Here is a 22,089-nt window from a genome sequence, read left to right on the forward strand (position 1 = left end):
TTGTCCGCGATATGTGTGCGGGGGCACGATCGAAGGGGGCGGCCTGCGTGGGCGGGGCGACGGGGAGCAAGCGCGTGCCGCGGGCGGTGCGGGAGCGGCAGATGCTGGACGCGGGCGTGCGGGCCTTCGCGCGCAGCGGATATCAGAACGCCTCGATGGACGACATCGCCGAGCTGGCCGGGGTCTCCAAACCGCTGGTCTATCTCTATCTCAACTCCAAGGACGAGCTGTTCACGGCGTGCATACGGCGGGAGGCGGCGGCGCTGGTGACCGCGGTGCGGGCCGCCGTGGAGCGGGACGCGCCCGCCGACCGGCAGTTGTGGAGCGGGCTGAGCGGCTTCTTCGCGCACACGGCCGAACATCCCGACGGCTGGACGCTGTTGCATGTGCAGGCCCGTACGCAGGGGCGGCCCTTCGCCCGTGAAGTGGTCGCGATGCGGGCGGAGATCGTGGAGTTCGTGACGCAGCTGATAGGCGCGGCGGCGCGGGAGCAGGCATGCGGAGCGGCGCGCGCCCGGACCCTCGCGGGCACCGAGGTGTCCGGGCTCGCGCACGCGCTGGTGGGCGCGGCCGAGTCGCTCGCGGACTGGACGGCGGACGGGCGAGCGGGCGGACGAGCGGGCGGGCCGTCGGCCAAGGAGGCCGCGGCCACCCTGATGAACTTCGCCTGGGCCGGGCTGGGGAAGCTGCTCCAGGGGGAGGGGTGGTCGCCCGAGGGGGTCGGCTGAAGGGTGGGTCGGCTGACGGGTGGGGCGGCGTCGTGCGGTGTCCGCCGGGCCTCACGCGGCGCAGTTGCCCCGCGTCGGCTCGTCCGCCAGCCGTCCGGCCATCCACTCCAGGGCCGCCGGTATCCCGGTCACCGCCGTGGTGACATGGTCCAGCGGATAGTCCCTCCACTCCACCGGCACACCCCGGGCGCACCAGCGGTCGCGCAGCGCCGCGCCGACCCGGTACGGGATCAGCTCGTCCACCGTGCCCTGGTAGAGGTAGACGGGATGGTCGGGGGAGCGGGTGCCCAAGAAGGAGGCGCGGAGCGCGAGTTGCCAGGCCGGGCTGGCCAATGGGTCCCTTACGGTCACCTCGGACCTGTGCTGGAAGAGCCCGCCGATGGTGCTGAGCGGCACGCAGTTCCGCTTCATGAAGTCCACATAGCCCCGGCCCCGGTCGTTGAGGTACGAGTCGAGCCGCAGCGCGGGGAGGGCCGCGTCCTGTCCGGTGAGCGCCATAAGGGCGAGCCCGGCGCCCGGCCCGCCGTCGTTGTACTCCAGCGTCGTGGGGAGGTCGGCGGGCACGCCTCCGGCGACCGTGCCCTTCACCCGCAGCTCGGGGGCGTACGAGGGATGCAGTTCGGCGGCCCAGCCGGCCGCCTGGCCGCCCTGGGAGTAGCCCATGATGCCCACGGGCGCATCTGGCGAGAGCCCGGCATCCGGAAGCCGCTGGGCGGCGCGCGCCGCGTCCAGGACGGCATGGCCCTCGGACCGGCCGGCGGTATAGGTGTGGTCGTCCGGGGTGCCCAGGCCCTCGTAGTCGGTGACGGCCACGGCCCAGCCGCGGCGCAGCGCGAGGTCGATCAGCTGGGCCTCGCTCGATGAGCCCCGCGGGAACCGGCCGGACACCGCGCAGTCGTCGGCGAGGCCGACCGCGCCGATGCCCCAGGCGAGGAGCGGCCGGGAGCCCTGCCTGCCGTCGTCGGGTACGAGGACCGTGCCGGAGACGACGTCGGGGCGGCCGGTGGCGGTGGTCGAACGGTAGGTGATGTGCCATGCCTTGGTGGCGGTCGGCACCCCGGGCTGGGTGTGGAAGGCGGTGGGGGCGGAGGTGACGATGTCGCCGGGTCTGCCGGTGCCCGCGGCCGGGGCGCCCGATGCGGCGGCGGCCGGGGCGGCGGGTAGCGCCGAGGTCAGGGCGAGGGCGGCGAGGCCGGCGAGCACGGTGGTGCGGATGCGCATACGGCTCTCCCAACGGTGCGGGCGTGCGCCTTGGTACGGGGCTTGCGCCTTGGCGATGTTTAGTCGCTCTGCGAGGACCGTAGGGACGAGCGGGGCGTCTGTGGCTGACCGCGGCGCTCAGATGTGCTGACTCCACGTCTCATGTCGGTATGCGCCCGGTGTTGTCCCGGTCCAGCGCCGGAACGCCCGGTGGAACGCCGTGTCCTCGGAGAAGCCCAGCCGCAGGGCCAGATCGGCGATGGGCTCGACCCCCTCGGTCAGGCTGCTGACCGCCTCGTCACGCCGCACAGTGTCCTTCAGCTCCTGGAAGGACGTGCCCTCCTCGCGCAGCCGCCGCCGCAGCGTCGCCGGGCTGACCGCCAGCCGGGCGGCGACCTCGGGCAGCTCCGGGAGCCGCGCGGTGTGCCGGGCGCGCGGAACGTCGGCCGGGCCGCCGCGCGTCCGCAGCGCACCCGTGAGCGCGTGCCGCACCTGCTCGGCGACGGTCGTGCCGTAGTCGCGGCGGCTGAGCAGCCCGGCGGGCGCGTGCCGCAGCAGCGTCTGGAGCGTGGACTCGTCCTGGACGACGGGGGCGGTCAGCCAGCGGCGGTCGAAACCGGCCGCGGTGCGCGGTGCCCCGAAGCGGGGCGGGCAGCCGAAGAACGGTTCGTAGTCATCGGCGTACGGGGGCGGTGGGTACGCGAACTGGGCCCACAGCAGCGGGATCCGGCGCCCGATCAGCCAGCCCGCGACCCGGTGCCAGATGAGCATGAGCCATTCGGCGACGATATGGCTCTCGGCCGCCGTAAGGGCCTCCTCATGCGGGCCCAGCCCGCCCCGCAGGGCGAACACCGCCTCCCGGCCCGTGCCGCGCTCCAGGGCCAGATTGGGGCCGCCCGGGAAGAGCCGGTAGAAGCGGGCGCCGCGCTCCACCGCCGTGCCGAGATCCGGGCAGCTCAGCGAGGCGTAGCACATCATCGCGAAAGTGCCGGGCCGGCTGCGGATGGTCCCCAGCCCCAGGAACTCGTCCCCCGTGGCCCGGTGCAGGGCACGCACCAGCCGGGCGAACTGCTCGGGGGAGACGCGGGCGCGGTCGTCGGTGAGCAGCAGTGGGGGTATCCGGGCCCGCTGGAGCAGGGGGACGGTGTCGAGGCCGAGCCGCTGCGCACCGCGCAGCGCGGCCCGCACATGGTGCACCGTCACCGCCCGCCGCCCGTGCCCCATGGTCAAAACCGTAGCCCGAGCGGGCACGCCGCGTCAGCGGTGCGTCGCCGGGGCCCTACGCGCCGTGAGCACCGTAAGGACGACATGAGCGCCTAAGGGGCGGTGCGTGAGTGCCTTGAGAAGGGCGTGGGGCCCTACGGGCTATCCTCGACGGGCCCGGACGGACGTGTGAGAGCGGGGAACGACATGGCCACGACCCGACGGCCCGCGACGGCCGAATGGCTCGGTCTCGAGCCGCATCCGGAGGGCGGCTGGTACCGGGAGACCTGGCGCAGCGATGCCACGGTGCGGCCGCCGGGGTACGACGGCGAACGCGCGACCGCCACGGCGATCTACTTCCTGCTGACTCCCGGTGAGGAGTCCCGCTGGCATGTGGTGCGCTCGGCGGAGCTGTGGCTGTGGCACAGCGGCGGCCCGCTGCGGCTCCGGCTGGGCGGTACGGGCGACACCCCGGAGGCGGCCGCGACGGAGGTACTCCTGGGCCCCGATGTCGCCTCCGGCCAGCGCCCCCAGGTCGTCATCCCGCCGGGCGTCTGGCAGGCGGCCCGTCCGGAGACGGACGAGGAGGTCCTGGTGAGTTGTGTGGTCTCTCCGGGCTTCGACTTCGCCGACTTCCGGCTGTTGGAGGACTGATCACGGGCCCCCAAGGCAGGGGCCCCAAAGGCAGGAGCCCCGCCTCCCCGCTGGGCGGGGAGGCGGGGCTCCTTGGGTGGTGCTGCTTGATCAGACGGCGCTGACGTTCTCCGCCTGCGGGCCCTTCGGGCCCTGGGTGACGTCGAAGGTCACGGCCTGGTTCTCCTCGAGAGAACGGAAGCCGGTCGCGTTGATCGCGGAGTAGTGAACGAAGACATCGGGGCCGCCGCCGTCCTGGGCGATGAAGCCGAAGCCCTTCTCGGCGTTGAACCACTTGACGGTTCCGGTAGCCATAAGCCCTCCTTGGGCCAAAGGGTTGCCCTGCTCCAGAACCTGCAAGAAGTCTGAAAACTACAAAAGCCTGCGGTTACATGCTCCGCAGGCTCTGTACTGCAAGGAAACCAAACTGCAACTTGCGGCGAGCCTAGCACGCTCCGTGTGCGCGAGGAAAGAGCCGAAGATCACGAAAACGAGGGGTTTCCCGGGCCTCTGAGGTGGATAAGATCGCAGGTCGAGCGCCTACGCACCAGTCAGCACAAGGCTACCGGACCACCCCGCCGCCATTACCCGGGGCGAGCGGGGCTAGCCTCCGAGACGTGGACAATTCACCGAGTTCCCCCTCGCGGAGTACACAGGACGCCTCGGAAAGCCTCAGACCGCCCGGCGGCCATCGGCTGAGTCGGCCAAAAGTGGGGCACATCCAGTACCTCAATTGCATGCCGTTGTACTGGGGCCTCGCCAGGACCGGATCGCTCCTGGATTTCGACCTCACCAAGGCGTCTCCCGACGCCCTGAACGACCTGCTGGTCCGTGGTGATCTCGACATCGGCCCGATCAGCCTGGTGGAGTATCTGCGCAATGCCGACGATCTCGTCGCGCTCCCGGACATCGCGGTGGGCTGCGACGGTCCCGTCATGTCCTGCGTGATCGTCTCGCAACTGCCGCTCGAGCAGTTGGACGGGGCGCGCGTCGCACTCGGTTCCGCCTCGCGTACCTCCGTACGCCTGGCCCAACTGCTGCTCGCCGAGCGGTACGGACTCGCCCCCGACTACTACACCTGCCCGCCCGACCTCAGCCTGATGATGCAGGAGGCCGAGGCGGCGGTGCTGATCGGCGACGCCGCGCTGCGGGCCAACCTCCATGACGCGCCCCGGCTGGGCCTGCGGGTCCACGATCTGGGGCAGATGTGGAAGGAGTGGACCGGACTCCCCTTCGTCTTCGCGGTGTGGGCCGCCCGCCGCGAGTACCTGGAGCGGGAGCCGGAGATCGTCCGGCAGGTCCACGAGGCGTTCCTGTCCTCGCGGAACCTCTCCCTGGAGGAGGTCGGCAAGGTCGCCGAGCAGGCGGCGCGCTGGGAGCATCTCGAGGCGTCGGTGCTGGAGCGGTACTTCACCACCCTCGACTTCAGCCTCGGCCAGGCGCAGTTGGAGGGCATCGCCGAGTTCGCCCGCCGTACGGGGCCGACGACCGGATACCCCGCGGACGTCCGGGTCGAGCTGCTGAGCTGACCTTCCCGGCCGCACGACCTGCCGTGGATGGCCGGAACACCCCCTAAGCTGGACCGGCGCACGAAGGGGGAGGCAACGCGATGGATCCGCTGGGAGCGGACGATCCGCAGGTCATCGGCGCCTATCGGCTGCTCGGTCGGCTCGGTTCTGGCGGTATGGGCCGGGTCTTCGTGGGCCGCAGCGCGGGCGGGCGCACGGTCGCGGTGAAGGTCGTGCACGCCCATTTCGCGCTGGACGAGGAGTTCCGCGCCCGTTTCCGGCGCGAGGTCGACGCCGCACGCCGGGTCGGCGGCGCCTACACCGCGCCGGTTCTGGACGCCGACCCGGAAGCACGCATTCCGTGGGTGGCCACCGGCTATGTGGCGGGCCCTCCGCTCAACCAGGCCGTGTCCGACGAGGGGCCGCTGCCCGAGCCGTCGGTGCGGGCGCTGGGCGCGGGGCTCGCCGAGGCACTGGCCGCGGTGCACGCCCTCGGCCTGGTCCACCGCGACGTCAAGCCGTCCAATGTGCTGCTGGCGCTCGACGGTCCGCGGCTGATCGACTTCGGCATCGCCCGGGCCACCGAGGGCACGGTGTCGCTGACCACGACCGGCGCATCCATCGGCTCGCCCGGCTATATGGCGCCCGAGCAGATCCTGGGCGAGAACGTCGAGGGCGCGGCCGATGTCTTCTCGCTCGGCGCGGTGCTGGCGTACGCGGCGACTGGTGAACCGCCGTTCCCGGGCGACACCTCGGCCGCGCTGCTCTACAAGGTGGTGCACGACGAGCCCCGGTTCGGCCGCGAGCTGACCGGGGAGCTGCGCGATCTGGTCGCCGCGTGCCTCGCCAAGAACCCGGCCGACCGCCCCACCCCCGAGCAGATCGTGCGGCGCCTCGCCCCGGAGGACGGCGCCTCGGGGCTGGCGCGGCCGGGCTGGCTGCCAGGGGCGCTGGTCGAGCGGGTGAGCCGGCAGGTGGTGGAGCTGCTCGACCTGGAGGCCGAGGCCGTGGCTTCGCCGTCCGCGTCCGAGCCGTCCGATGCCCGGTCGTCCGATGCCCGGTCGTCCGATGCCGGGCCGTCCGTCACGGAGTCGCCCGCCGCCGAGCCCTCCGACACCGGGCCGTCCGCCGAGGACCGCCCGACCCCGCCGCCCGCCCCGGCCCGGGGCCCGGTCCCGGCCGCGCCCGTGCTGGGCGCCTTCGGCCCGCCCGACCCGTCGTACGCCGACAGGCCTCGGGGGGAGGACCACCCGCTCCCCGCCCCGCCGCCGTCGAAGCCGGGCGGCGGCCGCAGTGTCTCGCTCTCCGCCGCAGTCGGCGGTAAGAAGCGCCCCAAGGCGCTGAGCTGCACGCTGGTGCTGTCCGTCGCGGGCGCGCTGGCCGCCGCGACGACCGCCGCCGTGCTCTTCCAGGTGCTCCCCGGCGGCTCCGACGACGGTTCCGACCAGAACGCCGGCGCCAAACCCCGTCCGTCCGCCACGGAACGGCAGCCGGGAGCAGGGGACACCGGATCCGAGAAGGGCGATGTGCCCAAGGGGTTCATCGGCACCTGGCAGGGCGATCTGACCTCCGACTCGGGCATCCCGGTGGGCGCCCTGACCATCACCTTCCGGCAGGGGCCCACCGGGCGGGAGGTCGCCAGTGGCCGGGTCAAGCTGTCGGTGCTGCGCTGCGACTTCACATGGAAGCTGGTCTCGGCGGCCCCGAAACAACTCCACCTCGACGCGCGCCTCAAGGGCTCCGAGCCCCAGCAGGGGTGCAGCGACGCCTCGACGGACGAGCGGTTCACCCTCACGTCCGACGGAACGATCAGCTACAAGGCGAAGGACGAACAGGCGGGCGATCCCACGGGCACCCTCCGCAAGCTCAAGTGAGCGCGGAGCGACGAACGGGGTGGGTGCCGGGGGCCACAGATGTGCCCGCCACGTACTCGTACAGGCGTACAGGCCCTGGCGTAGTCTGGGTCGGTCCACCCATAAACCTCCGAAAGGTACGCCCCGGTGACCGCAAACGCAGAGGTGCAGGCAGTCCTCGACCGCGCCGCCGACGGGGGTCGGATCACCCCACAAGAGGCGCTCGACCTATACCGCTCGGCTCCGCTGCACGCGCTGGGGGCCGCGGCCGACGCGGTCCGGCGCCGTCGCTACGCGGGCACCGAGCACATCGCGACGTACATCATCGAACGGAACATCAACTACACCAACGTCTGCGTGACGGCGTGCAAGTTCTGCGCCTTCTACGCCTCTCCGAAGGACACCGCGAAGGGCTGGAGCCGCGACCTCGACGACATCCTGCGCCGCTGCGCGGAGACCGTCGAGCTGGGCGGCACGCAGATCATGTTCCAGGGCGGCCACCACCCGGACTACGGGGTGGAGTACTACGAGAAGCACTTCTCGGCGATCAAGCAGGCGTTCCCGCAGCTGGTGATCCACTCGCTGGGGGCGTCCGAGGTCGAGCACATGGCGCGGATCTCGGACGTATCGGCCGAGGAGGCCATCCGCCGCATCCACGCGGCCGGTCTCGACTCCTTCGCGGGCGCGGGCGCCGAACTGCTCCCGGAGCGGCCGCGCAAGGCCATCGCGCCGCTGAAGGAGTCCGGTGAGCGCTGGCTGGAGATCATGGAGATCGCCCACAACCTCGGTGTGGAGTCCACCTCCACCATGCTGATGGGCACCGGCGAGACCAACGCCGAGCGGATCGAGCACATCCGCATGATCCGCGACGTACAGGACCGGACGGGCGGCTTCCGCGCCTTCATCCCGTACACCTACCAGCCCGAGAACAACCATCTGAAGGGCCAGACGCAGGCCACCGTCTTCGAGTACCTGCGGATGATCGCCATCGCGCGGCTGTTCCTCGACAACGTGGCCCATATCCAGGGGTCCTGGCTGACCGTCGGCAAGGAGGCCGGCCAGCTGGCCCTGCACTACGGTGCGGACGACCTGGGCTCGGTGATGCTGGAGGAGAACGTGGTCTCCTCGGCGGGCGCCCGCCACCGGTCCAACCGGATGGAGCTGCTCCACCTCATCCGCGCGGCCGGGCGGGTCCCCGCCCAGCGCGCCACGACGTACGAGCACCTGGTGGTGCACGACGACCCGGCGAACGACCCGGTCGACGACCACGTGGTCTCGCACCTGTCCTCGACGGCGATCGACGGTGGCACGGCCCACCCCGAGCTGACGGTGATCCAGGCGTCCTGATGCTCACGCTCCACGCGGCGCCCGTCGTCCGGGTCACCCCCGGCGACGCGGCCCCGCTGCACGACGCCGCCGTCGCGGTCGACGGCGACCGCATCGCGGCCATCGGCCCCCTGGCGGAGCTGCGGGAGACCTATCCGCGGGCCCGGGTGCGGGAGTGGCCCGGGGAGCTCGGCCCGGCCCTGGTCCACGAGGGCCCGGTGCCGGACGCGCCCAGCCCGCGGGAGCGGATCCACGCCCTGCTGCGGCGGGGCGCGACCGCCGTCCTGGCCCACCACCTCGGCGACGCCGAACTGCGCGCGGCCGCCCACCGGGGCGGCATCGCCGTCCTGGACCGGCCGCGCCCGCCCGCCCTCGCCCCGGCGGGCCGCGCCGACCTGGCCGTCTTCGACGCGGACGGCGCCTGCCTGGCCACGGTGGTGGCCGGGCGGCTGGTGCACCGGCGCCGCTGAGGCACGCCGGGCCCCCGGCCGGGGGCGCGGGGCCCGCGAGGTGAACAATGGGGACGTGAGCCGAGCATCCCTGGACAAGCAGCCGCACGAAGTCGCCGCCATGTTCGACGACGTGGCGGCCAAATACGACCTCACCAACGATGTGCTGTCGCTCGGGCAGGCCCGGCTGTGGCGCAAGGCCGTCGCCCGGGCCGTGGACGCGCGCGCCGGTGAGCGGGTGCTGGACCTGGCCGCCGGTACGGGGACGTCCTCCCTGCCGTTCCGGGAGGCGGGCGCGTACGTGGTGCCGTGCGACTTCTCGCTCGGGATGCTCCGCGAGGGCAAGAAGCGCCACCCCGGGCTGCCGCTGACGGCGGGCGACGCGACTCGGCTGCCCTTCGCGGACGGGGTCTTCGACGCCGTCACCATCTCCTTCGGCCTGCGGAACGTCCAGGACACCCAGGGGGCGCTGGGCGAGATGCTGCGGGTGACCCGGCCCGGCGGACGGATCGTCATCTGCGAGTTCAGCCACCCCACATGGCAGCCGTTCCGCACGGTCTACACCGAGTACCTGATGCGCGCGCTGCCGCCGATCGCGACGTCGGTCAGCAGCAACCCGGACGCGTATGTCTACCTCGCCGAGTCCATCCGCGCCTGGCCGGACCAGCCCGGTCTCGCCGCCCGGCTGCGGTCGGCGGGCTGGGAGCGCCCGGCCTGGCGCAACCTCACCGGCGGCGTGGTGGCCCTCCACCGGGCGTACAAGCCGTAAGGCGGCCGGTGACCGGGACGGAGCGGCCCTTCGCGAGTGCCGGAGTATCGCCCCCCATAGACTGCAACTGTCCAGTGCCCGGCGCGACCGGCACGCCGTTACCGAGGCTTGGGGAGACCCCGCGTGAGCGAGACCGCACCCACCGAGAGCGCGTCCTCCGGGATCTCGGAGCGCAGCGCCGATGTGATCGTCGTCGGCGCCGGACCGGCCGGCTCCACCACCGCGTACTACCTCGCCAAGGCGGGGCTGGACGTACTGCTGCTGGAGAAGACGGCCTTTCCGCGCGAGAAGGTGTGCGGTGACGGCCTGACCCCGCGCGCCACCAAGCAGCTCGTGTCCATGGGCATCGACATCTCCGAGGAGGCGGGCTGGCTGCGCAACCGGGGCCTGCGGATCATCGCCGGCGGGGTGCGGCTCCAGCTCGACTGGCCGGAGCTGGCCGCGTACCCCAACTACGGCCTGGTCCGTAAGCGCGACGACTTCGACGAGCAGCTGGCGCGGCAGGCTAGTAAGGCCGGGGCCCGGCTGTACGAGCGCTGCACCGTGGGCGCCCCGGTCCTCGACGGGCGCACCGGCCGGATCACCGGGGTCGAGGCCAAACTGGGCGAGGAGAAGACCCCCGTCACCTTCCACGCGCCCCTGGTGGTCGCCGCCGACGGCAACTCCACCCGGCTCTCGCTCGCGATGGGGCTCCACCGCCGCGAGGACCGTCCGATGGGCGTGGCCGTGCGGACGTACTTCACCTCCCCCCGCCATGACGACGACTACCTGGAGTCCTGGCTGGAGTTGTGGGACCGGCGCGGCGCGGAGGACCGGCTGCTGCCCGGCTACGGCTGGATCTTCGGCATGGGCGACGGCACGAGCAACGTGGGCCTGGGCGTCCTCAACACCTCGTCCGCCTTCAAGGAGCTCGACTGGCGCGAGGTGCTCAAGGCGTGGTGCGCCTCGATGCCGGAGGACTGGGGCTACACCCCGGAGAACATGACCGGCCCGATCCGCGGCGCCGCGCTCCCCATGGCCTTCAACCGCCAGCCGCACTACACCCGCGGGCTGCTGCTCGTCGGGGACGCGGGCGGCATGGTCAACCCGTTCAACGGGGAGGGCATCGCCTATGCGATGGAATCCGGGCAGATCGCCGCGGATGTGATCGTCCAGGCCCATGCCCGCGCCACCGCCTCCCAGCGCGAACTGGCCCTCCAGCGCTACCCGAAGGTCCTCAAGGACACCTACGGCGGCTACTACACGCTGGGCCGGGCGTTCGTGAAGCTGATCGGCAACCCGAAGGTCATGAAGCTGGCGGCGCAGCGCGGACTGACGCATCCGATGCTGATGCGGTTCACGCTCAAGCTGCTGGCGAATCTGACGGACCCGACGGGCGGCGACGCCATGGACCGCATCATCAACGGCCTCACGAAGGTCACCCCACGCGCCTGACAGCGCCCCGAAGGGGCGCGGGGCTGTATCAACATGCGGCTCCGCCGCGGGGCGCGACCAGCCACAGCGCTGCCGCAGCCAACCGACAACGCATCGCGGGCCCTCCCAGCGGAGCGCCTACGCTCCGGGCCCGCCGCTCGCTATGACGCCGAACGGCGCCCGGCCCGCATCCGCCAGCCACGCCATCCGGCCGATCCCCTCGGCCGACATGGCCGGCATCAGCACCGAGCCGCCCAGGTCCTGCCCCCTGGCCACCACCGCGTCGCAGTCCGTCACCTCGAAGTACGGCAGCCACTGCGGCGGCGTCGAATGCCCCTCCTGGAGCTGGGCGACGCCGCCGAAGGAGCCCTCCCGGCCGGCGCCGGACGTCATCAGCACCGTGTACGACCCGCCGGGGAAGGACATCTCCTCGGTGTCCCAGCTGAAGATCTTGCGGTAGAAGGCGAGATCCTTGATGGGATCGGGGGAGTGCAGCTCGGTCCAGCACAGGGTGCCGGGGTCGGTGACCGCGTCCAGCCCCGCCGTCCTGCCGGGCTGCCAGACGGCGAAGCGGGCGCCGCCGGGGTCGGTGAACTGGGCCATCCGTCCTTCCTCGAAGACGTCGAACGGAGCGAGCCGCACCGTGCCGCCCGCCTGCTCGACGGTTTTGGCGGTCGCCTCGGCGTCGGGGGTGTGGAAGTACGGCGTCCAGGCGGCGCGCGCGCCCTCCTCGGTGAGCCGCCCGACGGCCGCGACGGTCTTCCGGTCCAGGGTGAAGAAGCCGTACCCGCCCGCTTCGGGGCCTGCCGACTCGAAGCGCCAGCCCAGCAGGGAGCCGTAGAAGGCCACGGCCGCTTCGGTGTCGGGGGCGCCCAGATCGAGCCAGTTGGGGGCGCCGGGGACGTAGTCGGTGGTGAGCATGGGGCGCTCCTTCGACGGTCGGGCGCGAAGGCGCAGGAGAGTTCTGCGGGAGTTCTGCCAGAGGTCGTCCCGCTCTGTCCGGGACTGCCTCGTTACTCAGTCTGGCACCGGGTACCGACAGCCGCCGCCGGGCTCGACATGACGTCTCCGTACGGCGGTGGTGACAATGAAGGCAGGGGGCGCCGTGTGCGCCGGCCGCGGCGACGCCGGACCGATGGGGCCCACGGGGCCGGATCCACCGCCGGTGGGCCTGGCAGGAGGTACACCATGACGAAGGCAGCGGACATCATGCACCCGGGTGCGCAGTGGGTACCGGAGAACGAGACGGTGCTGCGTGCCGCCCAGCTGATGCGGGAGCTGGGCGTGGGGGCCCTGCCGGTCAGTGACGCCAACGAGCGGCTGTGCGGCATCGTGACCGACCGTGACATCGTCGTCGGTTGCATCGCGGAGAGCGCCGACCCCTCGGGGACGCCCGTCGGGGCGCTCACCAAGGGCACCCCGCGCTGGATTCCCGCGGACGCCGATGTCAGGGACGTGCTGCGGGAGATGGAGGAGCACAAGATCCGCAGGCTTCCGGTGATCGACCAGAACAAGCGGCTGGTTGGAATGATCTCCGAGGCGGATCTGGCCCATCACCTCAGCGACGACCTCCTCGGCGAGTTCGTGGAGAAGGTCTACGCGCAGTAGCGAGGGAAGGACGTGAGGCCGCCGTCCACAGCGGGAACGGCGGCCTCAGGATCCAGCTGACCGGCGGGCGCCTTACGGGACACGCGCACGCCTTACAGGACGCGTACCGCTTACAGGACGCCTACCGCTTACAGGACGCGCACGGCCCCGGTGGGCATGTCGTAGTCCAGCGGGCGCTCGACGATCCCGGTGCTCGAGTTCTGGGCGCCGATGAACTTGCCGCCGCCGACGTAGACGCCGACGTGGTACGCGCTGCCCGCGCTGCCCCAGTAGAGCAGGTCGCCCGGCTGGAGGGAGTCCAGCGAGACCGGGGTGCCGGCGGTGGACTGGTCCTGCGAGACCCGCGGCAGGCTCACGCCGACCTGCTTGAAGGCGGCCTGGGTCAGCCCGGAGCAGTCGTAGGAGGACGGACCGCTGGAGCCGAGCACGTACGCCTTGCCCAGCTGCGCCTTGAGGAAGCTGATCAGGGTCGCGGCATTGCCGGAGGCGTTGCTGACGCTGGTGGTGGAGAGCGTGGTGCGCTCGGCGGAGCGCGACGCCTTCGCCGCCTGGGCCTTGGCCTCGGCCGCCCGCTTGGCGGCCGCCTTACGAGCCTCCTCCCGGGCTTCCTTCGCCTTGCGGTCGGCCTCCGCCTTGGCCTTCTTGGCGGCGATCTTCGCGTGGGCGGCCGCCTGGTCCTTCTGGGCCTGGAGCTCGTAGTCGGACGCCGCCTGCTGGGTGGCGTCCGCGGTCTGGGCGGCCGTGCTCGCCAGCGTGGCGCTGACGGTCGGCATCTCCAGGGTGGACTCGGCGGGAGCGGCGTTGTTCTCCGTGGCGGAGGCGGGCACGGCGGCACCGGCCACCGCGAGGGTGAGGAAGCCACCGGTCACCCCTGCGCGGAGCGCACGCGTCGACGTGGCACGGCGGGGCTTCCGGTGGCTGGGTATGTGTGCGACTGGGGACATAGGTCACTGGCTACCAGGGCCCTAAGGCCCAGATCAACAAAAGTGGGGTGCGCCACATTTGGCGTGCACACGCTCAAAAACCGGGCCAAATGATCTCCGCGGCCCACTCGGCCGGCTTGCCCGCATTTCGCGATCATGTGTCTACGCACGGCATTTGACGGCCAAACTGGGGCAGCGCGGGACCTACCACCGATCTGGCCCGCGTACAAAGGATTCCCATGAAATCTAGATCCACAACCCGTCTGGGCGTGGGATACCTCACTCGCTCCGACCCGCTCGTGAACGCGTGCGCGGAGCGTTGATCGCGAACGTGCGCGAGTCCGTGATCGATCGTCTCGGGACGAAGGTCACTCATGAGGATGGAATGCGCATATCAGCTGGCGTCGTCCAGAGCAAATTTGCATGTATGTACCATGTCTTGGTAGGGGCGCAACGCGCTCACCTGTAGCGACGTCTCCGAATGTCACTTCTCGTGGTCGTTCGGATGCTTCATGTACAAGATCACCGCTCATCCGACTTCATGATCCTTCGTCAGGTGGTGGAGATCACAAAGACGTTGTCGTACCCCGTGTCGCAGATCACAGACCGACGGGCATAGGATGCAGGCGAAACGGGCTTGTGAACTGCCTCACATGTACGCGATCTTCGTGGGGCGGCGGCATGTCCGTGCGGTCCGCCAAGCAGTCATCGTCGACTGAAGGGAGCGAGGACGGTGAACGCATACGCGCCCATCCTCGTACTGGGAGCCCTCGGGGCAGGTTTTGCGATCTTCTCGGTTTTCATGGCCGCGATCATCGGCCCCAAGCGCTACAACCGGGCCAAGCTCGAAGCCTATGAGTGCGGCATCGAGCCGACTCCGCATCCGGCCGGCGGTGGGCGCTTCCCCATCAAGTACTACCTGACGGCGATGCTCTTCATCGTCTTCGACATCGAGATCGTCTTCCTCTACCCCTGGGCCGTCACCTTCGACGCCCTCGGCCTGTTCGGGCTCGTGGAGATGCTCCTCTTCGTGCTCACGGTCTTCGTCGCCTACGCCTACGTGTGGCGGCGTGGCGGCCTGGAGTGGGACTAAAAGGGGCTCTAGAGGAGATAGGGGAAACATCGCATGGGTATCGAAGAGAAGCTCCCGAGTGGGTTCCTGCTCACCACCGTGGAACAGGCCGCCGGGCTGGCCCGTAAGTCCTCCGTCTTCCCGGCCACCTTCGGCCTGGCCTGTTGCGCCATCGAAATGATGACCACCGGCGCGGGGCGCTACGACCTCGCGCGCTTCGGCATGGAGGTCTTCCGCGGCTCGCCCCGCCAGGCCGATCTGATGATCGTCGCCGGGCGCGTCAGCCAGAAGATGGCCCCGGTGCTGCGCCAGGTCTACGACCAGATGCCGAACCCGAAGTGGGTCATCTCCATGGGCGTCTGCGCCTCCTCCGGGGGGATGTTCAACAACTACGCGATCGTGCAGGGCGTCGATCACATCGTCCCGGTCGACATCTATCTGCCCGGCTGTCCGCCACGGCCCGAGATGCTCATGGACTCGATCCTCAAGCTGCACGAGAAGATCCGCGAGGAGAAGCTCGGCGTCAATCGCGAGCGTGCGGCCCGTGAGGCGGAGGAAGCGGCGCTGAAGGCGCTGCCGATGATCGAGATGAAGGGGCTTCTGCGTTGACCGAGGCCAATGGGTCCAACGGGGTCAACCCGGACAAGGACCTCAACGCTGAGAACCTCCCCGGCCGCCGCGGCGACCAGGGCGAGCCCATCCGCGTCCAGCGCGGGATGTTCGGCGCCAACAACGGCGGCGACACCACCGGTTACGGCGGTCTTGTGCGCCCCGTACGGCTGCCCGGCCAGGCCACCCGGCCGTACGGGGGCTGGTTCGACGAGGTCGCCGACGAGCTCGAGGGCGCGCTCGAGGAGCAGTCGCTGCTCCCGGAGAACGCGATCGAGAAGACCGTCGTGGACCGCGGTGAGCTGACCTTCCACATCGCCCGGGAGCACCTGCCGCGGGTCGCCCGGACCCTGCGCGACGACCCGGCGCTCCGCTTCGAGCTGTGCACCGGCGTCAGCGGAGTGCACTTCCCCGGCGACAAGGGCCGTGAGCTGCACGCCGTCTACCACCTGCGGTCGATCACCCATGGCCGGGTGCTCCGGCTGGAGGTGAGCGCTCCGGATGACGACCCGCACATCCCGTCGATCGTCGATGTCTATCCGACCAACGACTGGCATGAGCGCGAGACCTACGACTTCTTCGGCCTGATCTTCGACGGTCATCCCGCGCTGACGCGGATCATGATGCCCGACGACTGGCAGGGCTTCCCGCAACGCAAGGACTACCCGCTCGGCGGCATCCCCGTCGAGTACAAGGGCGCCCAGATCCCGGCTCCGGACCAGCGGAGGTCGTACAGCTGATGACTGCCCCCCACGCAACGCCTTCGGCCTCGGCGCGCGAGACCACAGAAGGCACCGTCTACACCGTCACCGGCGGCGACTGGGACGAGGTCGTGGCCGCCCAGGCGAAGGCCGACGACGAGCGGATCATCGTCAACATGGGTCCGCAGCACCCCTCCACCCATGGAGTGCTCCGGCTGATCCTGGAGATCGACGGTGAGACGGTCACCGAGGCCCGCTGCGGAATCGGTTATCTGCACACCGGAATCGAGAAGAACCTCGAATTCCGGAACTGGACGCAGGGCACCACCTTCGTGACGCGCATGGACTATCTGACGCCCTTCTACAACGAGGCGGCATACTGCCTGGGCGTCGAGAAGCTGCTCGGCATCGAGGACCAGGTCCCGGACCGCGCCTCGGTGATCCGGGTGCTGCTGATGGAGCTCAACCGGCTCTCCTCGCATCTGGTGGCCATCGCCACCGGCGGTATGGAGCTCGGCGCGACCACCATCATGATCTACGGCTTCCGGGACCGCGAGCTGATCCTGGACGTCTTCGAGCTGATCACCGGTCTGCGGATGAACCACGCGTACATCCGGCCCGGCGGGCTCGCCCAGGACCTGCCGCCGGGGGCGGTCGACCAGATCCGGGCCCTTCTGAAGACGATGCGGAAGAACCTGCCCGAGTACGACAAGCTCGCCACCGGGAACCCGATCTTCAAGGCCCGGCTCCAGGACGTGGGCTACCTCGACCTCGCCGGCTGCATGGCGCTGGGCGTCACCGGTCCGATACTGCGGGCCACCGGGCTGCCGCACGATCTGCGCAAGACCGATCCGTACTGCGGCTATGACACCTATGACTTCGAGGTGCCGACCGCCGAGACCTGCGACGCCTACGGCCGGTTCCTGATCCGGCTGGAGGAGATGCGCCAGTCGCTGCGGATCGTCGAACAGTGCCTGGAGCGGCTGGAGCCGGGCCCGGTGATGGTCGCGGACAAGAAGATCGCCTGGCCCGCGCAGCTCGCGCTCGGCCCGGACGGCCTCGGCAACTCCCTGGACCACATCAAGAACATCATGGGCAACTCCATGGAGGCCCTGATCCACCACTTCAAGCTGGTGACCGAGGGATTCCGGGTCCCACCCGGACAGGCGTACGCGGCGATCGAGTCGCCCAAGGGCGAACTGGGCGCCCATGTGGTCAGCGATGGCGGCACCCGCCCGTATCGCGTCCACTTCCGCGATCCGTCCTTCACCAATCTTCAGGCCGTGGCGGCGATGTGCGAGGGCGGCCAGGTCGCCGATGTGATCGTCGCCGTCGCGTCCATCGACCCCGTGATGGGAGGAGTGGACCGGTGACTGATGTCCAGCTGGGGATGCCGGAACTGCCGGCCCCCGACTACCCGGCCGAGGTGCGCACCCGGCTCGAGGAGGACGCCCGGGAGGTGATCGCCCGCTACCCGGACAGCCGCAGCGCGCTGCTGCCGCTGCTGCACCTGGTGCAGTCCGAGGAGGGCCATGTCACCCGCACCGGCATGCGCTTCTGCGCCGAGATGCTGGGCCTGACCACCGCCGAGGTCACCGCGGTCGCCACCTTCTACACGATGTACCGGCGCAAGCCCTCCGGCGACTACCAGGTCGGGGTGTGCACCAACACACTGTGCGCGGTGATGGGCGGCGACGCGATCTTCGAGGAGTTGCAGAGCCATCTGGGGGTGGGAAACGGGGAGACCACCGAGGACGGCAAGGTCACCCTGGAGCACATCGAGTGCAACGCGGCCTGCGACTACGCACCCGTGGTGATGGTCAACTGGGAGTTCTTCGACAACCAGACCGTCGAATCCGCCAAGGCGCTGGTCGACGAGTTGCGGGCGGGCCGGCCCGTCGAGCCGACCCGGGGCGCGCCGCTGTGCACCTACAAGGAGACCGCCCGCATCCTGGCCGGCTTCCCCGACGCCCGTCCGGGCGCCGTCGAGGCCGGTGGCTCCGCGGGGCCCGCCTCGCTGGTCGGGCTGCGGCTGGCCAAGGGTGAGGTCGCCCCCGGCCGGGTGGTCTCGCCGAGGTCCGCGGACGCCCCGCAGGACGAGGCACCGCCGACGCATCCCAGCTCGCATGACGCGCCGCAGCGGACCTCCGCCTCCGATCCGCACCACCCGGCCGGTCCGGTCGCCGAGGAGGGGGAGTGATGACCGTGACAACCGAGATCAATGGGCACAGCCCCGAGAAGCTGCTGGCACCCGTGCTCTCCGCGTTCTGGGACCAGCCGAACTCCTGGTCCCTGCGCACCTATCTGCGCCACGAGGGCTACGAGGGCATGCGCAAGGCCCTCGCGATGGACCCCGACGCGGTGATCGCGCTGGTGAAGGACGCGGGTCTGCGCGGCCGCGGCGGCGCCGGCTTCCCCACCGGGATGAAGTGGCAGTTCATTCCGCAGGGCGACGGCAAGCCGCACTATCTCGTCGTCAACGCCGATGAGTCGGAACCGGGCACCTGCAAGGACATCCCCCTTCTCTACGCCAATCCGCACTCCCTCATCGAGGGCATGATCATCGCCTGTCATGCCATCCGCTCCGAGCACGCCTTCATCTATCTGCGCGGCGAGGTCGTACCCGTGCTGCGACGGCTGCACGAGGCCGTGCGCGAGGCGTACGAGGAGGGCTACCTCGGCACCGCGGAACAGCGGCGGCGGAAGCTCGGGGTGGACGGACTGCCCGGTCTCGACATCACCGTGCACGCGGGCGCCGGTGCGTACATCTGTGGTGAGGAGACCGCGCTGCTGGACTCGCTGGAGGGCCGCCGCGGCCAGCCCCGGCTGCGGCCTCCCTTCCCCGCGGTCGCCGGTCTGTACGCGTGCCCCACTGTTGTCAATAACGTCGAATCCATCGCCTCGGTTCCCGCGATCCTCAACAAGGGCAAGGAATGGTTCCGTTCGATGGGCAGCGAGAAGTCCCCGGGCTTCACGCTCTACTCGCTGTCCGGCCATGTGGCCAACCCCGGACAGTACGAGGGCCCGCTCGGGATCACCCTGCGCCAACTGCTCGACATGAGCGGCGGGATGCGCCCCGGCCACCGGCTGAAGTTCTGGACCCCGGGCGGCTCGTCCACCCCGCTGCTCACCGATGAGCACCTCGACGTCCCGCTGGACTACGAGGGCGTGGGCGCGGCCGGGTCGATGCTGGGCACCAAGGCGCTCCAGTGCTTCGACGAGACCACCTGTGTGGTGCGGGCCGTGACCCGCTGGACCGAGTTCTACGCGCATGAGTCCTGCGGCAAGTGCACACCCTGCCGCGAGGGCACGTACTGGCTGGTCCAGCTGTTGCGCGACCTCGAGGCCGGTAAGGGGCGCATGGAGGACCTCGACAAGCTGGCCGATATCGCCGACAACATCAACGGCAAGTCCTTCTGCGCCCTCGGCGACGGCGCGGCCAGCCCCATCTTCTCCTCGCTGAAGTACTTCCGCGAGGAGTACGAGCAGCACATCACCGGCGGAGGCTGTCCGTTCGACCCGGCCAAGTCCACTGTGTGGGCCGACGAGCCGCGCTCCACTCACCTGGGGGTGAACGCATGACCGTGACCACCAACGCACCCTCGTCGGGCGGGGAGGCGGCGGTGCCGCGAGAAGATCTGGTCTCCGTCACGATTGACGGGATCGAGATCTCCGTCCCCAAGGGGACGCTGGTCATCCGCGCCGCCGAACTGCTCGGCATCGAGATCCCGCGGTTCTGCGACCATCCGCTCCTCGACCCGGCCGGCGCCTGCCGCCAGTGCATCGTCGAGGTGGAGGGCCAGCGCAAGCCGATGGCCTCCTGCACCATCACCTGCACCGACGGGATGGTGGTCAAGACGCAGCTCACCTCGCAGGTGGCCGAGAAGGCCCAGCGCGGGGTGATGGAGCTGCTGCTGATCAACCACCCGCTGGACTGCCCGGTCTGCGACAAGGGCGGTGAATGCCCGCTCCAGAACCAGGCGATGAGCGCCGGACAGGCCGACAGCCGGTTCGAGGGCCAGAAGCGGACGTTCGCCAAGCCGGTTCCGATCTCGGCCCAGGTGCTGCTGGACCGCGAGCGCTGTGTGCTGTGCGCGCGCTGCACCCGCTTCTCCAACCAGATCGCGGGCGACCCGATGATCGAGCTGCTGGAGCGGGGCGCGCTCCAGCAGGTGGGCACCGGCGAGGGCGACCCGTTCGAGTCGTACTTCTCCGGCAACACCATCCAGATCTGCCCGGTGGGCGCGCTCACCTCGGCGGCGTACCGATTCCGCTCCCGCCCCTTCGACCTGGTCTCCTCGCCGAGCGTGTGCGAGCACTGCGCGGGCGGCTGCGCCACCCGCACCGACCACCGGCGCGGCAAGGTCATGCGGCGGCTGGCGGCGGACGACCCCGAGGTCAACGAGGAGTGGATCTGCGACAAGGGGCGCTTCGGCTTCCGCTACGCCCAGCTGCCGGAGCGGCTCACCACCCCGCTGGTGCGCGACCGCGAGACGGGGCAGCTGGAGCCGGCGAGCTGGCCCGAGGCGCTGGACGCGGCGGCCGAGGGGCTCAGCATGGCGCGCGGCCGCACCGGCGTGCTCACCGGCGGCCGGCTGACCGTCGAGGACGCCTACGCCTACGCGAAGTTCGCGCGGCTCGCGCTGGACACCAACGACATCGACTTCCGGGCCCGCCGGCACAGCGATGAGGAGGCCGACTTCCTGGCCACCCACATCGCGGGCCGGGGGCGTGACCTGGACGGTGGCGGACTCACCTACACCGCGCTGGAGAAGGCACCGGCCGTGCTGCTGGTCGGCTTCGAGGCCGAGGAGGAGTCGCCCGGCGTCTTCCTGAGGCTGCGCAAGGCGCACCGCAAGCACGGACAGCGCACCTTCGCGCTGGCCACCCACGCCACCCGGGGCCTCGAGAAGGCGGGCGGCACCCTGCTGCCGGCCGCGCCCGGCACCGAGACCGAGTGGCTGGACGCCATCGCGGGCCGCACCGGTCTGGACGCGGGCGGGGAGCTGGCCGCCGAGGCGCTGCGCCAAGAGGGCGCGGTGATCATCGTCGGCGAGCGGCTGGCGTCCGTGGCGGGCGGGCTCACCGCCGCCGTACGGGCCGCCGCCGCCACCGGGGCCACGCTCGCCTGGATCCCGCGCCGGGCGGGGGAGCGGGGCGCGATCGAGGCGGGGGCGCTGCCCGGGCTGCTGCCCGGCGGCCGCCCGGCCCATGACCCGCGGGCCCGCGAGGAGGTCTCCTCCGTCTGGGGCACCAACGACCTGCCGCACCAGGTGGGCCGGGACACCGGCCAGATCATCGAGGCGGCGGCGGTCGGCGGGCTCGGCGCGCTGCTGGTCGCGGGCGTCGAGGTCGCCGATCTGCCCGATCCGGCGCGGGCCCTGGAGGCCCTGGACGCGGTGGACTTCGTGGTCAGTCTGGAGCAGCGGCCCTCGGAGGTCACCGAGCGGGCCGATGTGGTGCTGCCGGTCGCGGCGGTCGTCGAGAAGTCCGGCACCTTCCTCAACTGGGAGGGCCGGGCCCGGCCGTTCGAGGCCGCGCTCAAGCCCGACCAGATGACCCGCCGCCATACGCTCCCGGACGCCCGGGTGCTGCACATGCTGGCCGACGCGCTGGACGCCCCCCTGGACCTGCCGGACGTCGAGGCCGTACGGGCCGAGATGACCCGGCTCGGCAGCTGGCAGGGCCCGCGCGCCACCGCCTCGCTGGAGACGGGCGGTCCGCTGCCCCGGCCGGCCGAGGGCGAGGCGGTCCTCGCCGGCCATCGGCTGCTGCTCGACCAGGGCCGGCTCCAGGACGGCGATCCGGCGCTGGCCGGGACCCGCCACGCGGCCGTGGCCCGGCTGTCGGCGGCCACGGCGGGCGAGGCCGGGGTCGAGGACGGCCAGCTCGTCCGCGTCACCGGCCCGGCCGGATCGGTCCAACTGCCGCTGAGCGTCACCGCGATGCCCGACCGGGTGGTCTGGCTGCCGCTGGCCTCCGTCGGCGGTGGTGTCCAGCGCGATCTGGGGGCCCGCCCCGGCGATGTCGTGACGATCACTGCCCCCGCGACGGAGGTGACCCAGTGAGGATTCTCGCCGCAGAGGACCTGTCG

21 protein-coding genes are annotated in these 22,089 nt (G+C 71.1%); 16 read left to right on the forward strand and 5 right to left on the reverse strand.

Going from position 1 to position 22,089, the window contains the following annotated elements; genetic code table 11:
- Positions 1 to 11: 11 nt before the first annotated feature.
- Positions 12 to 728: a TetR/AcrR family transcriptional regulator gene (locus tag ACJX2R_RS29750; RefSeq protein WP_413105972.1), complete on the forward strand. Its 717-nt coding sequence runs from the start codon at positions 12 to 14 to the stop codon at positions 726 to 728.
- Positions 729 to 779: 51 nt separating this feature from the next.
- On the opposite strand, the gene ACJX2R_RS29755 is transcribed toward ACJX2R_RS29750, so the two are convergent.
- Positions 780 to 1,949: a lipase family protein gene (locus ACJX2R_RS29755; RefSeq protein ID WP_413102658.1), complete on the reverse strand. Its 1,170-nt coding sequence runs from the start codon at positions 1,947 to 1,949 to the stop codon at positions 780 to 782.
- A 117-nt stretch (positions 1,950 to 2,066) separates the two neighbouring features.
- Positions 2,067 to 3,152, reverse strand: a complete 1,086-nt coding sequence (locus tag ACJX2R_RS29760; RefSeq protein WP_413102659.1) for an AraC family transcriptional regulator — start codon at positions 3,150 to 3,152, stop codon at positions 2,067 to 2,069.
- 186 nt (positions 3,153 to 3,338) lie between these two features.
- Here ACJX2R_RS29760 and ACJX2R_RS29765 point away from each other — a divergent pair, with 186 nt between their 5' ends.
- Entirely contained in the window at positions 3,339 to 3,785 is a 447-nt protein-coding gene (locus ACJX2R_RS29765) for a cupin domain-containing protein (protein WP_413102660.1), read from the forward strand.
- 90 nt (positions 3,786 to 3,875) lie between these two features.
- Here the strand turns inward: ACJX2R_RS29765 and ACJX2R_RS29770 are convergent, their stop codons facing one another.
- Positions 3,876 to 4,079: a cold-shock protein gene (locus tag ACJX2R_RS29770; RefSeq protein WP_030834854.1), complete on the reverse strand. Its 204-nt coding sequence runs from the start codon at positions 4,077 to 4,079 to the stop codon at positions 3,876 to 3,878.
- Positions 4,080 to 4,474: 395 nt separating this feature from the next.
- Between ACJX2R_RS29770 and ACJX2R_RS29775 the strand changes: the two genes are divergently transcribed.
- From ACJX2R_RS29775 to ACJX2R_RS29800, 6 genes are all read left to right on the forward strand, one after another.
- Positions 4,475 to 5,293, forward strand: coding sequence for a menaquinone biosynthetic enzyme MqnA/MqnD family protein (locus tag ACJX2R_RS29775; RefSeq protein WP_262701506.1), 819 nt, complete (start codon positions 4,475 to 4,477; stop codon positions 5,291 to 5,293).
- Positions 5,294 to 5,373: 80 nt separating this feature from the next.
- Entirely contained in the window at positions 5,374 to 7,146 is a 1,773-nt protein-coding gene (locus tag ACJX2R_RS29780; RefSeq protein WP_413102661.1) for a serine/threonine-protein kinase, read from the forward strand.
- A 126-nt stretch (positions 7,147 to 7,272) separates the two neighbouring features.
- On the forward strand, positions 7,273 to 8,472 hold the full coding sequence (gene mqnC / locus ACJX2R_RS29785; protein WP_413102662.1) for a cyclic dehypoxanthinyl futalosine synthase: 1,200 nt from the start codon (positions 7,273 to 7,275) through the stop codon (positions 8,470 to 8,472).
- On the forward strand, positions 8,472 to 8,921 hold the full coding sequence (locus ACJX2R_RS29790) for an imidazolonepropionase-like domain-containing protein (protein WP_182467881.1): 450 nt from the start codon (positions 8,472 to 8,474) through the stop codon (positions 8,919 to 8,921). The genes mqnC and ACJX2R_RS29790 overlap by 1 nt, the downstream gene beginning before the upstream one ends.
- A gap of 55 nt (positions 8,922 to 8,976) precedes the next feature.
- Positions 8,977 to 9,669, forward strand: a complete 693-nt coding sequence (locus ACJX2R_RS29795) for a demethylmenaquinone methyltransferase (RefSeq protein WP_191067564.1) — start codon at positions 8,977 to 8,979, stop codon at positions 9,667 to 9,669.
- Between the two features lie 123 nt (positions 9,670 to 9,792).
- Positions 9,793 to 11,103, forward strand: coding sequence for a geranylgeranyl reductase family protein (locus ACJX2R_RS29800; protein ID WP_413102663.1), 1,311 nt, complete (start codon positions 9,793 to 9,795; stop codon positions 11,101 to 11,103).
- Between the two features lie 117 nt (positions 11,104 to 11,220).
- Here the strand turns inward: ACJX2R_RS29800 and ACJX2R_RS29805 are convergent, their stop codons facing one another.
- Positions 11,221 to 12,003: a VOC family protein gene (locus tag ACJX2R_RS29805; protein WP_413102664.1), complete on the reverse strand. Its 783-nt coding sequence runs from the start codon at positions 12,001 to 12,003 to the stop codon at positions 11,221 to 11,223.
- A 267-nt stretch (positions 12,004 to 12,270) separates the two neighbouring features.
- Here ACJX2R_RS29805 and ACJX2R_RS29810 point away from each other — a divergent pair, with 267 nt between their 5' ends.
- The gene (locus tag ACJX2R_RS29810) at positions 12,271 to 12,690 is read left to right on the forward strand and encodes a CBS domain-containing protein (protein WP_262701499.1); all 420 of its coding nucleotides are present in this window, start codon (positions 12,271 to 12,273) and stop codon (positions 12,688 to 12,690) included.
- A gap of 128 nt (positions 12,691 to 12,818) precedes the next feature.
- Here ACJX2R_RS29810 and ACJX2R_RS29815 read toward each other — a convergent pair whose 3' ends face one another.
- On the reverse strand, positions 12,819 to 13,634 hold the full coding sequence (locus ACJX2R_RS29815) for a C40 family peptidase (protein ID WP_413102665.1): 816 nt from the start codon (positions 13,632 to 13,634) through the stop codon (positions 12,819 to 12,821).
- 712 nt (positions 13,635 to 14,346) lie between these two features.
- Here ACJX2R_RS29815 and ACJX2R_RS29820 point away from each other — a divergent pair.
- The 7 genes from ACJX2R_RS29820 to ACJX2R_RS29850 are packed head-to-tail and all read left to right on the forward strand — an operon-like array spanning position 14,347 to position 22,063.
- Complete coding sequence (locus ACJX2R_RS29820; RefSeq protein ID WP_020869381.1) at positions 14,347 to 14,706, forward strand: NADH-quinone oxidoreductase subunit A; 360 nt, start codon at positions 14,347 to 14,349, stop codon at positions 14,704 to 14,706.
- 33 nt (positions 14,707 to 14,739) lie between these two features.
- Positions 14,740 to 15,294 (forward strand): NuoB/complex I 20 kDa subunit family protein, encoded by a 555-nt coding sequence (locus ACJX2R_RS29825; RefSeq protein WP_020869380.1) that lies wholly within the window; start codon positions 14,740 to 14,742, stop codon positions 15,292 to 15,294.
- Positions 15,291 to 16,034 carry an NADH-quinone oxidoreductase subunit C gene (locus tag ACJX2R_RS29830; protein WP_262701497.1) on the forward strand — a complete coding sequence of 248 codons (744 nt, stop codon included), beginning with the start codon at positions 15,291 to 15,293 and terminating at the stop codon, positions 16,032 to 16,034. Before ACJX2R_RS29825 ends, ACJX2R_RS29830 begins: the two co-directional genes overlap by 4 nt.
- A complete protein-coding gene (locus ACJX2R_RS29835; protein WP_413102666.1) occupies positions 16,034 to 17,368 on the forward strand; it encodes an NADH-quinone oxidoreductase subunit D in 1,335 nt (444 codons plus the stop codon). The genes ACJX2R_RS29830 and ACJX2R_RS29835 overlap by 1 nt, the downstream gene beginning before the upstream one ends.
- A gap of 17 nt (positions 17,369 to 17,385) precedes the next feature.
- The gene (gene nuoE / locus ACJX2R_RS29840; protein WP_346167709.1) at positions 17,386 to 18,195 is read left to right on the forward strand and encodes an NADH-quinone oxidoreductase subunit NuoE; all 810 of its coding nucleotides are present in this window, start codon (positions 17,386 to 17,388) and stop codon (positions 18,193 to 18,195) included.
- Positions 18,195 to 19,577 (forward strand): NADH-quinone oxidoreductase subunit NuoF, encoded by a 1,383-nt coding sequence (gene nuoF, locus ACJX2R_RS29845; protein WP_138914455.1) that lies wholly within the window; start codon positions 18,195 to 18,197, stop codon positions 19,575 to 19,577. Before nuoE ends, nuoF begins: the two co-directional genes overlap by 1 nt.
- A complete protein-coding gene (locus ACJX2R_RS29850) occupies positions 19,574 to 22,063 on the forward strand; it encodes an NADH-quinone oxidoreductase subunit G (RefSeq protein ID WP_413102667.1) in 2,490 nt (829 codons plus the stop codon). The genes nuoF and ACJX2R_RS29850 overlap by 4 nt, the downstream gene beginning before the upstream one ends.
- Positions 22,064 to 22,089: the final 26 nt, after the last annotated feature.

Source organism: Streptomyces sp. Inha503, assembly GCF_047215865.1.
Classification (GTDB): domain Bacteria; phylum Actinomycetota; class Actinomycetes; order Streptomycetales; family Streptomycetaceae; genus Streptomyces; species Streptomyces lycopersici.